Origin of the sequence: Neglectibacter caecimuris, assembly GCF_034335015.1 — a bacterium.
Taxonomy (GTDB): Bacteria; Bacillota; Clostridia; order Oscillospirales; family Acutalibacteraceae; genus Acutalibacter; species Acutalibacter caecimuris_A.
The window spans coordinates 36,769-50,870 of the sequence record NZ_JAWXXK010000008.1 but is presented as its reverse complement, the minus strand read 5'-3'; the positions used below and the strand labels follow the sequence as shown (position 1 = coordinate 50,870).

Genomic DNA, 14,102 nt, shown 5'->3' with positions numbered 1-14,102 from the left:
ACATTTATTATACCATAGAGCAGCCTGTATCTCCACTTTTTCATATCCGGTTTTGTCCAGGATTTGTCCTGTTTTTGTCCAAGATTAGCCCTACGGGTATTTCCCGCAGTTCCTTCCGAAATTGGTGCGCATAACGAATGGTCTTAACTGTACCGCCTTTTTCCCGTCCGTCATATACTGCAATTACACGGTCTGCACGTTCCACCATGTAGCGGTTGCGTTTGGAATAGACGTTGGGTCTGTATTCTTCTTGGATTACGATAACCTCTGCACAGGCATTTAGCAGGGTGTTTGTGTGTTCCTTCTGGCACAGGCTGTCCTTCCGTTTCCGGTATGGAAGCACTGCGATCAGCTTCAAATCTGGATTTTTATTCTGCAGCTCCAGAATAATCTCCGCAAAGTATTGATCCACGCCATCCGCAAAGCCGGAGAGAAAGATAGTGAAACCATCGTTTACTGCTTTTCCAATTTCCCGGCGCAGAGCCACCTTTACATGGGCTGTTTCATCAGCAGGTATATCTCTGTGTCCTGTGACACAGCAAGTCTTTCCTTCCATCAGGTTCCTCCGATTGATAGATTTAATTTTGTATCTCTCATTATTATAATAGGTTTATTTTTGCAAGTCAACGCAAACACCCTTTTTCTATTTGTGAATAATGCGTCTGCGTGAGGTACAATCTATTATAGAATGGGAGGTGAGGGTGATGTATGAAGAATTCGTCCCGGAACGGCTGGCAAAGCTGAGATTACAAAAGGGTGTATCTGCACGCGACATGTCATTGTCGTTGGGGCAAGCGAACAACTACATCAATAACATCGAAAACAAAAAATCACTTCCTGCCATGCAGTCCTTCTTTTATATCTGCGAATATCTCGGCGTAACGCCGAAGGAATTCTTTGACGAAGAAAACCTTTATCCAGAGACCTTGCAGGAATTTATTGCAGAGGCAAAGAAACTGGATTCCAGATCAATGACATATATCCTCGGCATTATGAAAGAATTGAACAGCAAGAAGTAAAGCGGTCACGGAAAATGACCGCTTTCTTCTTATTATTTCCCATACTGTCCTAAATTAAGTCTGGAAACACTCTATATTTATCCTGATTTATGTCCCGGTACTTCCAAACCCTCCGGTTCCGCGCTCTACTCCCAAATCCGAAACAAAATCCGCAATTACAACCGGAGTAATCACAAGCTGTCCTACCCGCGCTCCTTTGGAAAGCTCCTGCGGTTTGTTGCTTACATTACTGATAATGGCATGGATTTCCCCGCGGTAGCCGGAATCTACCGGGGGCAGCTCACAGACCAGACCCTTTGCCGCCATGCTGGTGCGGGGGAATACATAGCCAGCGTACCCGTCCGGTACTTCGATCCCGAACCCAAGCGGAACCTTTGCAATTTCTCCCGGCTGCAAGGTGCAGTCATAGGGCATATACACATCCGCCCCGGCGTCGTTGCCGTGTGGACGGAAAGGGCGACGGCTCTCCGGCGCGCCAAAGTCAATTAGTTTGATCTTCATGTGCCGCCTCCTTCCAAAATCGCCGGATAGTCCATTTTCAGAATATCCTCCGGCGTCATGTCCTCTTTCAACATTTTTCCGCAGGTCATTTTCCCCTCCAGGCATTTATATCTCTGACAGAAAGGGCCTGTAAGACCAGACGCAAACAGCACCGGGCTTAAAGCATAAAGCTCCTGCCAGATTTTTAAGAGCACGATCCGGGTCTCGTCCGTATTGCGCCGGCAAACCCGCTGGCCGATGATGTGTTTCCACTGATAGGGCGTGGCGCTGATAATCAGCACATTCCGAAGCCCCTGGGGTGTGGCATATCCCGCCGCATCATGGCCGACGCCGGCATTACATAGCTGCTCATAGCAATCCATGCCTTCGTGACAGCTATTCAGGTACAGTTCCCGGACAAAATCGGGCGCGGTCAGCACTTCATAGGGTACGGCAAAATCTGCCTGCCCCGTATAATTGCTGTACTGCAAGGACGCACTCATAAACTTGACCTCATTCTGGTGGCGTGTGATCTGCGCCAGAAAGCGCCGGCTTGCCCCGACAATGGCAACGGTGATGAGTGCAAATTTCTGGACCGTGGGGTGCGGAAGCCCGCCGATGACCGCCACAGTATCGTTACTAAATGATTTTTCATAAAGGGCCATCAGATCATCCATTCTGGCGATCCGGTGGCCCCTTTGAGTGAGCCGGGCAGCAAAGACCATGTTTTTCTCGGCCTCTGCAACCGCCTGGCAATTCAAAATCTTCACTTCAATTCTGTTGATTGGTATGTCCCTCCTTTACAATGGCTTTCAGTAAAAACAGATAGTTGAGACTGTCTGTAATCTTTTCGTCCCATGTGTCCATGCCAAAGCTGACGCCATCGGCAAAACACATGTCATACAGGGAAACGATATGCTTTGCCAGCATCCCGGCAAGGGCACGCTCTGGCGTGGTTTGCTGCAAAGCTGCCGCCGCTTTAAAGGCTCCCAGCCGGTCCGTATCGTCTCCGGTGTATTCTTTTGTTTTCCGTTGCAGCGTGTCGGCGCAGAGCCGCACCTGCTCGTCAAAAACAGTATTGACTTCATTTTGTGTAATGTGACATTCCTCCTTTTTGAAAACAGAAAGCCGGCTATCCTAAAACATCTTAGAATAGCCGGCAAATAAATGGTTATGTAGTTGTTACAGGGTATTGATTTCTTTTTCCAGTTCCCGGACCTCTGCTATGACAGTATCGAATGTGGGAACATCACCATACAGCATATCCTTCATGGAATCGTAATCCGCCTCTAACGCTGCGAACCGGTATTCCGGCGGGATCAACTTTAAGGTGCCTGGCACAGCCTCCGGGTACTTTGCCCATGCTCTGGGATAGAATTTCATTTTGAAATCCACAACCTTCTTCAGCAGGTCGAGCCGGAAGAAAGCGGCTTCTTTTACCGGGGTCATAGCCATGCGGTACAAATCGTAATAATGCCTGGAATACCGCTGCGGCATTTCCAGATGTTCCGGCCTGTTGGCCTCATGGTGCAGGATCGTAGCTTTTTCCCAAAAGGTCCGCTCCGGAGCCACAGTCAAAATACTTGTGTCCTTCTGTGCAAATATGTCAGGGTAATACTCCGCGGCATACGGCATAATCTCCGCCGACTTCGCCGGCGTCCAGGCTGCCAGCGCCCCGATTTCCAGTCGGATCACCTGCAAGGTTCCCGCATTGGTAAACAGTTTTGGGTAGGCAAAAATAACTGTCTGCTTTTCTTCCTCGTCCATGTGAATGTCAGCTTCACGGCCAAGCTCCTGAGATAATCCTTCTTTGATTGCGGGGCAGAAGGTTTCTGCCAGAAAGACCTCCGCCCGTGCATTGGCCTCTTTGTTGAAAGCGTCCTGCTTCGTGTTGGAGCGTTTCTCCCAGGGCTCGTCTTTGCCATATCCTAAAACCCGCCAGTCCAGAATCAGGTCAATATCTTCGGAAAACCGGCTGATCAGGTGAAAGGCTTTTGACAAGCTGGTACCGCCCTTAAAGGTAATCGAATCTTTCCAGGGGGAACGTTGAAACAGATAATCCAGCGTAAAGCATACCCAAAAATCTTTTTCCACAATGGCATCGTTGAGCCCCATCTTATCTGCTGTGTTACGGAACAGCCTCCGCTTATCATTGTCTGAAAATTTTGCAACATGTTTCATCTCTATTGTACCTCCCCGGCAATCTGCCGTATCGCATTGTAAACCCAATCCGTAGATTCTGCCGCCTCTCTTAGCATAGCGGCTTTATCGTCCTCATTCAACCGGGAGCTAAGCGTCTGAATCGTTTTGGAAGTGACATTTGTTTTCCCCAAAGTTTTCAATGCCTGAATCACCAGAACCGTCATATAAGAAAGACCCGTGATCTCCTTATTAGTCCTGTGCTTAAATTCCAGCTTTGTGAAATTCCACTCATAGGTCTTATATGGACCGTCGCTGATATAGGACCATACCGCTGTTACCTGCGTGGAAAGCCCTAACAGGTTCAGCGCCGTATTCCCACAGGGAGCAATCGTCCAGTGATAGTTCCGGGCCAGCGCTTTTGCTACCGCCTCCGGGTCCGCCGCTACATATTCTTTCAGCATTTCGCTGTATTCCGGCTTCTCGTAAACACCTTTCAAAATCCGCCGGAGCGTACCTGCCTGTGTAAGCCGGTTCAGGTTCCGTCTTATGGTTTCCGTATCAGCAATATCAGCAAAATCAGAATTGACAAAAACGGTTCCTTCTGCCGCTGCGCCAATTCGCTCCTGAATCTGCCTGGAATATCCATTTGCCACTTTGCTCACCTCCTTTTGTCCCGAATATTATATATTATTCGGGACAAATTTTCAATAGGCTCCGAGAGTTTTGTTTATAGTATTCCCACGCAGATCAGGATTTATACAGCAATCTCAAAAAAGGAAGGAACCGCTGCCGGCAAGGGGCAGAGCATATACTACTTTTTTGTCCCGTATTTTATATATTATTCGGGACATTTTTAAGCAGAGGGCAGATAAATCCAGTCGTGCATCAGGCACACGCTGGGTTCGTCCTCCCTGGGAACCAGGCGATAGGTACATTCCCCGTACACGGTCCGTTTATCCTCGATCTCCATTTCATAAGCCTTGTAGAAGCGGTATTCGATATTGGAGATAATACATCTAAGCGTCTGCAATGCCTCCCGCTGGGAGGTCACGATCAGATCCCGGTCCACGCTGCGCTGTAGGAACAGTAGCGACTTATAAAGCTGTACCTCCGTGCGGTAGGGCCGGCAGTCCATCGTCTCCAGCCAGTGGCAGAAGGCTACCGGGCCGCTCTCAACCAGTTCCCGCTCCGGGTGGTAATACTCGTAGCAGTCCAGGTTGGCCGTGTTAAGCAAATACAGCATTTCCCTGATCTCATTTTCCGGCATGTCATAGAACCGGAGAAGGGAACGGTACAGGTGTACATAGCCGGGTATTGAAACAATGGTATTCACCATAGAAAAAATCCTCCTTGTAAATGACTGGTGCGGGAGCACATGCCCCCGCACCGGTTTTCACTCTGTTCAGTTGTTTACTTCCACCAGCTTAGCCATGACGATGAAGCGGCTCGCGCCTCCGGGCGTACAGGTGGAAAGGGTCAGCACTTTATCGCTGCTTGTCACCGTGACGTCCGTTTCCACAACGGAACGCTCTGCCATAGCGGTAAGCCAGGTCGTATAAGAGCCGTCATCCTTCCAGCTAAGACGCCAGGGAGAGGTATCGCTGCCGGATTCGGAAGGCTTTGCCACAAACGCTGCGAAAATCTCACAGAGATAACCGCCCTCCGGGGTCACAAGGTACATCTGCTTATGGGTATCAAAGTAGCTCTGTTCGTCATACTCATTCAGGGCGGCGAACATGGAGCCGTCCCGCATGTTATGCCCGTAAATAATGGTGTTTCGGTCAGAAAAATCCGCTTTGTTCTCATAATCCGCGAACAGGCATCCCACCTTATTGTAGGTGCCGTCATACAAGTGGTGCAGGTAATACTCGTTGTCGTCCGCCTGCGTCACCGGATAGTTGACAGGCGTATCAGGAAGGGTAAGCCATCCGATGATGTCCGGCCCGGTCTCCCTTAAAGCCTCAAAGTCTACCACAGGGAGGACCACAGAAGGTTCCTCCCCGGCAGGTTCCGTTTCCGTCGTATCATCCTCCGGCGCTTCGGTCTGCTCCGGCAGTTCTACAAGAGAAGCAAGGTCCTCATAGGCTCCGGCACTTTCGGTATACTGGCAGATGTCGCGAACCATCAGAAAGCCGCTGCCTAATGCCAGCGCCGCACAGATGGAAACCACCGTAATACCGACAGCTCTTGTCTTTGGGGTATTCTTACTGTATTTTCCCTTTTTGAAATAGAGAGCAGCGAACAGCCCGCCGCCGATCACAGCCAGCACAAGAAGCCCGCCGTATAGGAAAATAAAATTATCATCCCCGGTCTGCGGTACTCCCTTATCAGGATTAGAAGGGGTGGAAGGGTTAGACGGATTGGAAGGCGTTTTCGGGTTATCAGGAGTTTCCGGTTCCTCCGGCTTCTCGTTGAAGAACTGAACCGTGGCGGTCTGATCCGCCTTGATCTCCACCGTGGCCGCGTCAGGAATGATATAATCCTTGCTTGCACGGTTGGAAAGCTCGGTTACGGTATAAATACCGACGCGCAGTCCCTTAACCTCGATCACGCCGGATTTCGGTGTGGTGAATGTCTCACAGTAAGAACCGTCCGCGCTCTTGACCTCAATGGCAAAGCCGTCCTTTCGTCCGTCACTGGAATCTTTGGTAATTTTCAAGTTGCCGCGGTATGCCTCATTAGTAAAGCCCCGGCCTGCCTCGCCGTTTTCGATCACAACGGTCTGGCCGTCCTCGGTGATTTCAAAATAGTAGGCGTTTTCGTCAGGCTGGTAGCCCTCCGGCGCTTTCTTTTCCTTTACGAAATAGCCTTTAGCCAGAAGATCCTCCGCCATGTGGAATCCGCCGTCTGTTTCTTTCAGAGTGCCTACCAAGGTATCTTCGGCATCCAGCTCCTTGTTGCCGTTGATGTCCTCATACAGTTCAAATACTGCGCCGGAGAGGAAGCGCAGGAAGGTATTCTCTTTGTCGCTCTCCACAGAGGAAGGTTCATCCACCGCCTCGGTCTTATGGAGCTGCACCCGTCCGCGGATCAAGGTATCATCCACACGGATTTCGATTGCCTGGCCGTCCACACCGATATAAATATGGTGTTCCTCCGGGCTCACTGTATAAAGCGCGGGAGCGGAAATTTCCTTTACGATCCAGTGGCCGTAAGGGATATTCTCAAAGGCAAAGCTGCCCTCCTGGCCGGTGGTTACGGTAAGCAGTGCGTTTTCTTCGGTAAATTCCTCGGTGTCCGGCTGAAACAGGCCCATCACCGCGCCGGCCAGCTTCACAGTCTCGCCGCCCTCCGGGTTTTCACCGTATTTCACACCGTCTACACGCCCACGAAGCAGGTCATTGGGAACGGCCTCGCCCTCACCCACAAGAATCTGTACCAGCGCCGCCTCCTGGCCCGCATATTCAAATACTACCGGGTACTCGGTATCGGAAAGGATATAAGCGCTGTTTGTGGTGCGTTCCTTCACATAGTAGCTGCCAAAAGGAAGGTCAGAGGCGAAAGAAGCGTCATAGCCGCCCGCCTCATTTGCAGAAACGGAAACCACTTCCAGAAGGCCGCCAGCCGGGATCACGCTGCCATCCGCAGCCGTCAGGTTATCGGAAGCATACAGTCCAAAAGAAATATCCTTGTATTCCTCATTCATGCCAAGCCCGAACAGCTCGTCCGTTTCCAGTGCTTTGAACAGGCTCACATCCACCTTCTGGCGCTCGTCATAAAGGCCAACGGCGGTCTGTGTCACTTCCACAGTTTCACCAGCATAGGTAAGCTCTACATATTCTGGCTGAGAATTTAATACCATGCCTGCCGGCGCCTGGCGTTCCTCCAGGCGGTAGCGGCCCAGGTACAAAAGCCCGCTCTGTGCCGTCCCGTCATCCCCGGTGGTAAGGTTTTCCACAACCGTGTCCTTTGCCGCGCGAAGCGTACCGTCACCGGTATAAATATCTTCGTCGGCGATCACATCATAGACCGCACCGGGAAGCCCGGCCACTTCATATACCGGCTGATACAGGCCGTCGTTTTCCTGGACGGAAGTGAATACCTCGCCGGTCTTTGTAATGGTGAGCTGTCCCTTTTGCGGCATGTTATACTGTGTTACGGTCACAACCGCCTCGCTGCCGTCAATGGTGAACGGTACGGGCTCACTGGAAAGGACATAGCCGTAAGGTGCCGCCACCTCGTAAAGCTCATAATCCCCGGTATGCAGAGGTTCCGGCAGCATGAGCCAGCCTTCGTCCGAAACATAGAAAGTATCAAGGGTTTCCGGATTCGGATAATAGATTTCCTGGTTGACAAATTCCCCGGTAGACAAATCCTTGATCTGGAAACCAGTGCCCGTCATCGGGATAATATTGCCGGTCTCCGCATCGCATTTCTCCACTTTCAGTCGTGCCGTGATGGTACGGTTATTCAGGATATAGCTGTAAGTCTGGCCGTTTGCGGAAATAAATACGGTAAAGTCCGGGATAAACGCCTTTCCTTCTTCGCCGGCTACCTGGTGAACCGTATAACGACCATAAGGCAGCATTTTGGAGGAAGCGAAGCCATCCCCATCGGTTGTGAGCAAATCACGCTCGCTTTCCTTCGCCGCGTCATAGCTGCCCGCCGCTTTCAGGTAGATTTCAAAGACAGCCCCGGCCTCCGGGCGCTCGATCACACCCTCATTTGGTTCGTCCGTATTTTCATCCTCGGACACATCCGGGTCCAGGTCGTCCGTATGCTTTACAAGCTGGATATTGCCATAGATCACGGTTTCCGTGACCTGGTTCTCCGTGGTGTTCAGTTCCACTTCGTACAGCGTCGGGGAAGCGCCCACCTCATAGACCATATCATTTAATAGGTAGCCGGTGCTGGGATCAATTTCCCGTACCGTCCAGCTATCACCACAGACATAGTAGCGGGTCATAAAGCTGCCGTCCGGCCCGGTGGTATAGGTATCTACCAGATCACCGTTATTGAACAGGCCGTAAGTCGCACCCGCAAGGGTAGCATCACCTTGGGCGGTTCCGGTGTCCGCGTCGCTCTTAATCACATGGACGCGGAATTTCTTCAGGATATTGCTGAAATGGACGGAGGCCGTCTGACCGCTCTCAACCGTCACATACTGCGCGGAAGGGGTCACATAGCGGTCCACCGGCAGCTCCTTCACCAGATAGGTGCCGGGCAGCAGCTTTTCTTTGATCTGCCCGTTGTCTCCGGTAGTTACAGTTTCATCCACTTTATTTCCCAGAATGTCCGTGCCGGAGATACGGAAAGGAATCCCGGACACAATGCCGTCCTCGCTGGTCTTGACAATCTTTGCGGTGCCGTAGGTTTCGGTCTTGATCTTCACAAAAAAGGAAACCGGGTCGCTGGCACCGGTCATCATAGTCTGGTAGCCGGGTCTGCCCCAAATCAGCATGTCATTGGCAACCGGAATATCCTTTCGGAATTCAAAGGTGACAGGGTTCATAATCATGTTCTTGCTGGTGAACGTGTACTTGTTCCCGTTTCTTGTGACGGAAACGCCGCTGCCTTTCAAGGTTTCCAGATTGATTTTCAGGTTATTGGTGTCAGTGACAGTCAGGGTATAGACTTTTTTCACCGTGTCCCATTTCAGTTCCAACTCCGGGGCTTCGCTTTTCTTCGTGGAAGTAAAGGATGGAACCGTAGAATGGGAAGCAACCTGTGAAAGAATCCAGTTGTAGGCTTTCTCTGCCGGGCGCCCAGCGATTATATTGTAAAACTGATCTGCCGGTGCCTGCCCATTTCCGTGGCGGCTATACGGGTCGGTACGGAGCTGTTGCTGGTACTCCCACAAAATAATCTGAGTCGCCATTTTATAGTCATCTGCGTTAATTCCGGAAACCGGCAGAGATGAGCCGGGTTTCCAACCGTAAATTGTTGTCAAGGTAATTCCGCGTCGGGCAGCAGAAGGAAGCAGATTCAAATAAGTGCTGTTTTTTCCGCTTTCGGAAGTATAGCCATTATCAGAAGCCTCATAGGGAATCCCACTCTCCACGCAGTAGACAGAATGGGTTACACCGTCCGAATCTGTCATCATATAGTGCTTGTATCGATGGCCGCCGGAACTGGATAAAAATTCCGCGGTTCCGTCTGCATGATAGGCCATGAAGATGGTCGGAGCAGGAGAATAATATCCGTTTCCGTCAGAACCGACATAATAATCACCCATCCATGAGCTCGCCTTTTGACCTGGCGACATGGCAAATGCCTGTGTGGGGATTAACCCAAAGACGCATACCGCACAGAGTAAAAATGCCACGATCCTGTGCAGGCCGCGGCGGTGTGTGTTTGTTTTTATATTCACGATAGAAAGACCTCACTTTCATAAAATAGGTAAGGACGGCGCATTACTCGCCGTCCTCATGGGTGCTATCCTCAAAGTCATCCTCGGAGAGATATTCCGGCTCACCGTAAGCCTCGTCCGGGTCAAAGCCCTCCCCGTAGCCGTCGTCCTCGTCAAATTCGGCCTCCGCCTGCTGCTTCGGGCGCACGATCTTCACATAGTAGCCGATACCTCCGACTGCAAGCAAGGCGACGATCACAAAAATAATCGTGCCAGCGCTGCCATTGTCCTTTTTCGGCTGTTCGGTCTGTGCGGGTTCCTCTGTTTCCGCAGGTTTTTCTTTTCCGGTGCAGCCCTTCAGGTCGTTCTTGCAGACCGGGCAGGCGGTATTGACTTTTCCGGCCTCGCATTTCTCCGTACAGGTGCAGACATCCGCAGCCGGGATCACGCTCACGCTGCCGTCGCCCTTTTCCGCCAGGGCCATCAAATCAGCTTCGGTAACGCCGTTCAGGAAATAGACGTTGTTATTGTCCCTTTTTCCGTCGATGATAAGATAGAATACATTTCCGGCTTCGGTGGTAATCGTATAAAACTGCTTATCGTCACCCTCGCCGGTAGCTTCATCCAGAACCGTTCCGGTACCTTCCGGGGTAAATGCTCCCTCCGGGATAGAAGAAGTAGTTTCCGTTTCCTCCTGTGAATTGGAGCTATTGCCATTTCCGTTTGTGCCGGACGCTGCATTGCTGCCGGCATTATTGCCCGTGTTCGTACCTGCATTAGAGCCATTCCCGGAATTGCCGCTTTGGGCGCTGTTGTTTGTACTTCCGGAAGAAGCCGCCTGAGCCTGTACCGGTTTTACAGATGGCGTACTGCTCTGGGCCTGCTGTACTGTGGCAGAAGGTTTTTCCGTAGGTGCCGGTTCCTTGTAATAGGGATTCTCAAACTTCACGGTCTTTGAGCGGTTCCCGGCATAGTCCTGGGCATACACACTCACCTGTTTTTCTGTGCCGGCATAGTCCTTTAAGGCAACGGAAGCCGCCCCATTGGTTAAAGAATTGATACGATTCCCGTCTACAAAAACCGCCTCCACGCCGGAATGATCGTCGCTGCTTTCTATTTTCAGCGAGTCGCCGTCCAGGGAGGCCGTGAGTTTTGGCGGTGTGGTATCTTTGTCCCCGGCAGCATAAGCCGTCAGGGGCAAAGCTATGGCGCTTATGATAAGCACAAGCGCCAGTAGCAGAGAGATTTTTTTAGTCCTCATTCATTTCCTCCTGTTTCTTAAGCGGACCATCCCCGCCCGGGGCGGCCTGCTGCGATTTCAGAAATTCGGCCAACTGCTGGGGGGTCAGATGGAAGCTGCGGGCAATCGCCACATAATCGGTGTTCTCCAGCTCCGTTTTCTGTTTTTCCAGATCGCGGAGCTTGGCCTGCATCTCCGCGATCCTGGTTTTTGTCTTGTCGATCTCTTTCTCCAGTTTTTCAATCTTAGGGTTCAATTTATTACCTCCAATCTGTCAGGGCAGACGCCCAAATGTATAAAAGTGCTGTTGCCAGTAGCTTGTGTTGATATTTGCGTAGGAGATTGGGTCCCCACAATGGATCATCATTCCGTTACCCACATAGATTCCTACATGGCTTGCGCCGCTGGTGTTATAGGTGCCCTGGAAGAATATCAGGTCGCCGGGTCTTGCATCGGCGCTTGATACAGGCGTACACACGCCTAAAAGCCCATCTGCGGTCAGGCGTCCGAAATTCCAGCCCACGCCGCAATGGTTGACTACCCAGGAAACATAGCCGGAACAGTCAAAGGAAGTGGAAGGGCTTGCGCCGCCCCATACATACGGATAGCCTAAATACTTTTCAGCCTCCGCGAGCATAGCGGCAAACTTTTCATCCGCAAGAGCCTCCGGTGGAACATCATAGTCAAAATAGTTTCCTCCGCCGCCTGCGCCTGCCGCTGGCAAATGACGCTCGCTGGTATCGCCGGTATCGGCAAAGTACAGAGGATTCAGGTATTGCCCGTCAACCAACACTTCCAGGTGCAGGTGCGGCCCGGTGGAATTTCCGGTGCTGCCGACCTTTGCGATCACATCCCCGGCCTTGACCTCCTGGCCCACGGACACAAGAATCTGCGAACAGTGCCCGTATTTCGTCGTAAGGGTATGCCCCTCGTAAGCCTCGCCCTCAATGGCGACACACAGGCCATAACCACCGGCTTCACCGGCCAGCGTGACCGTGCCGTCATGCCCGGCAAGGATTTGTGTACCCTGGGACATCCCAATATCAACGCCGGTATGGTAATTCTTTTCCCCGCTGATCGGGTGTACCCGGTAGCCGTAGTAGCTGGTGACATAGGGCAGCCAGTTCGTGCCAAATACATTTTTCACATACTGCCGGTTGCCTTTGGTCTGCAATAAAATCTCGCAAATTTCCTTCTGGTCTGCGTCCATGCGTGAAACCACCAAGTTTTCAAGCGGCATGGTAGTAAGTGTTACATTTAGAATGTGCCACTCATAAGGCACTTCTTCCTCTGTTTCCTCGCCGGTCTCCGGGTCAATGCTTGTTTCTGTCCGGTAGCGGATTTCCGTTTCCTCCGTGCAGGATAGGGAATACTGCCCGTTAAAAAGCTCCCGGAGGACGCTCTCAATCTGTGCAGAGGTGAAATCCTGATACGCAGAGGTGAGATACCCCATTAAAACGTAAGGATCATGCTCAATGGGGCCGATATTATAGCGGTACTCGTCATAACCGGGCCGGTCCGATTCCACACGGTTGATCTGCATCTGCAGGTCCGTTTCCCACTCGGTATATATAAGCTCCGCATTGTTGATGTCCGCATCGTCCGCCAGATAAGTAGAGGCAGCAAGGCTCCCCAGCCCTCCGGTTCCAATATTAGAAAAGGAAGAAAACAGGGATGTAATCAGGAAAAATACCAAAAGGAGCAGGATCACGATTCCGCATATAACTGGGTGACGCTTGATGGCATGGACCACGCCGGCAGCAATCTTTTCTGTTGTAACAGCGGTGTCCTTTGCGCGCTTTCCCGCTTTTTTCGCCTCTCTGGCTGCTTTGGCATACTGGCGTTTTATTTTCTGTTTCTGCCACATCCGGGCAAGAAGATTTTTCTTCAGCTCCGGGTTGTCCTGTAATGCCTGCCGGTAGGCAAGCCGGGCATTGGCCCTGGCTGATTTCTGCTGTAATTTTGCCACCCTGCGGTATGGCGCGGTCTTATGCCTGTGGTATGCCATGCGCAGCCCCGACTCGCTTACAAGCTCGGTGCGGTGGGCCGCTTTAATGCCGACATTTTCATTTTCCGCCTGGTAGATTTTTTTATGGGCGTAACCAACCGCCATATTTGCGCCGGCCTTTACCGGGCGCATCGGAGCAGGCCCCTTTACATGGGCCCGCTGGGATTTCACCTCCTTTTCAAATTTCAGGCGTTTTTTGGCCTTACCCGTATCAGGGTCAGAAGATGTTTCCATACGCAGCTTACGGCGGGCAGGCAGGCGGTTTTCCGCCTGTTCCAGCTTTTCCGCTGTCCGTTCTGCTTTCCGTCTGGCCTGGGTGAGTTTCTTATCCGCTGTTTCCGGTGGGAGTTCGTCAGCGGCAAATTCCAGCTTGGAAGGCCGTTTCGGTTCTCCTTCGGCTGCCTCCGGCGGTTTCTCCTTTGGTTCCTCGGCTTTGGCCGCCTCCTGGAAGCGCTGCTGGTATCTGTTGCCGTGCTGGTGCATCCGGGAACGGCGTTCTGCCTGACCGGGTTCTCCCTGTGTGTGGCGTTCTGTACCAGAATTGCCGCTGTCAGAATCCTCACGCCGGGAATCTTCATATCTGAAATCCCTCCGGCGCGGTTCCGGTGCAGAAGTTCCCGGTTCCAGAGGGTTCCGTGTTTCAGGTGCCCGTGCCGGCTCATGGTCCATATCCCTGCTTTCCAAATGTTCCGGTATGGAAATATCCGGCTGCTGCGGTACATCCGCTTTGAAAGGCTGTGTACCTTCCGCTGCCTGCTGTGCTGCGGTTTCATACCTCCGGCTCCGGGCCGTTCCCGAAGAAGAAAGGGCGTCCCTGGCCCGCAGCAGGTTAAAATCCTGTTCGCTCTGCCGGGTGTCCATACGTTCCTCCGCATGGGAATCACGGACCGGCATCCGGGTATCTTTCTTTTTCCTCTGAAATTC

General features: G+C 51.8%; 12 protein-coding genes. 1 reads left to right on the top strand and 11 read right to left on the bottom strand.

What is annotated here, in order from left to right; all coding sequences use genetic code 11:
* Positions 1 to 40: 40 nt before the first annotated feature.
* Positions 41 to 556 (bottom strand): SLOG family protein, encoded by a 516-nt coding sequence (locus tag U8T64_RS11360; RefSeq protein WP_317786135.1) that lies wholly within the window; start codon positions 554 to 556, stop codon positions 41 to 43.
* Between the two features lie 148 nt (positions 557 to 704).
* On the opposite strand from U8T64_RS11360, the gene U8T64_RS11355 reads away from it, so the two are divergent.
* Positions 705 to 1,019 (top strand): helix-turn-helix domain-containing protein, encoded by a 315-nt coding sequence (locus tag U8T64_RS11355; RefSeq protein WP_213540077.1) that lies wholly within the window; start codon positions 705 to 707, stop codon positions 1,017 to 1,019.
* 87 nt (positions 1,020 to 1,106) lie between these two features.
* Here the strand turns inward: U8T64_RS11355 and U8T64_RS11350 are convergent, their stop codons facing one another.
* The 10 genes from U8T64_RS11350 to U8T64_RS11305 form a co-directional block, all read right to left on the bottom strand.
* Complete coding sequence (locus tag U8T64_RS11350) at positions 1,107 to 1,520, bottom strand: dUTP diphosphatase (protein ID WP_317786136.1); 414 nt, start codon at positions 1,518 to 1,520, stop codon at positions 1,107 to 1,109.
* A complete protein-coding gene (locus U8T64_RS11345; RefSeq protein ID WP_404852197.1) occupies positions 1,517 to 2,269 on the bottom strand; it encodes an FAD-dependent thymidylate synthase in 753 nt (250 codons plus the stop codon). The genes U8T64_RS11350 and U8T64_RS11345 overlap by 4 nt, the downstream gene beginning before the upstream one ends.
* Before the next feature lies 1 nt (position 2,270).
* Positions 2,271 to 2,558, bottom strand: a complete 288-nt coding sequence (locus U8T64_RS11340; protein ID WP_317786137.1) for a hypothetical protein — start codon at positions 2,556 to 2,558, stop codon at positions 2,271 to 2,273.
* Between the two features lie 123 nt (positions 2,559 to 2,681).
* Entirely contained in the window at positions 2,682 to 3,680 is a 999-nt protein-coding gene (locus U8T64_RS11335) for a nucleotidyl transferase AbiEii/AbiGii toxin family protein (RefSeq protein WP_317786138.1), read from the bottom strand.
* A gap of 2 nt (positions 3,681 to 3,682) precedes the next feature.
* Positions 3,683 to 4,294 (bottom strand): DUF6088 family protein, encoded by a 612-nt coding sequence (locus U8T64_RS11330; RefSeq protein WP_213540256.1) that lies wholly within the window; start codon positions 4,292 to 4,294, stop codon positions 3,683 to 3,685.
* A 200-nt stretch (positions 4,295 to 4,494) separates the two neighbouring features.
* Positions 4,495 to 4,977: a hypothetical protein gene (locus U8T64_RS11325; protein ID WP_213540079.1), complete on the bottom strand. Its 483-nt coding sequence runs from the start codon at positions 4,975 to 4,977 to the stop codon at positions 4,495 to 4,497.
* A gap of 66 nt (positions 4,978 to 5,043) precedes the next feature.
* Positions 5,044 to 9,816, bottom strand: coding sequence for a class B sortase (gene srtB / locus U8T64_RS11320; RefSeq protein WP_317786139.1), 4,773 nt, complete (start codon positions 9,814 to 9,816; stop codon positions 5,044 to 5,046).
* 178 nt (positions 9,817 to 9,994) lie between these two features.
* Positions 9,995 to 11,191 carry a DUF4366 domain-containing protein gene (locus U8T64_RS11315; RefSeq protein ID WP_213540081.1) on the bottom strand — a complete coding sequence of 399 codons (1,197 nt, stop codon included), beginning with the start codon at positions 11,189 to 11,191 and terminating at the stop codon, positions 9,995 to 9,997.
* Positions 11,181 to 11,426, bottom strand: a complete 246-nt coding sequence (locus U8T64_RS11310) for a DUF4315 family protein (RefSeq protein ID WP_213540082.1) — start codon at positions 11,424 to 11,426, stop codon at positions 11,181 to 11,183. Before U8T64_RS11310 ends, U8T64_RS11315 begins: the two co-directional genes overlap by 11 nt.
* A gap of 18 nt (positions 11,427 to 11,444) precedes the next feature.
* Positions 11,445 to 14,072 carry a CD1108 family mobile element protein gene (locus U8T64_RS11305; RefSeq protein ID WP_367575420.1) on the bottom strand — a complete coding sequence of 876 codons (2,628 nt, stop codon included), beginning with the start codon at positions 14,070 to 14,072 and terminating at the stop codon, positions 11,445 to 11,447.
* Positions 14,073 to 14,102 lie beyond the last annotated feature (30 nt).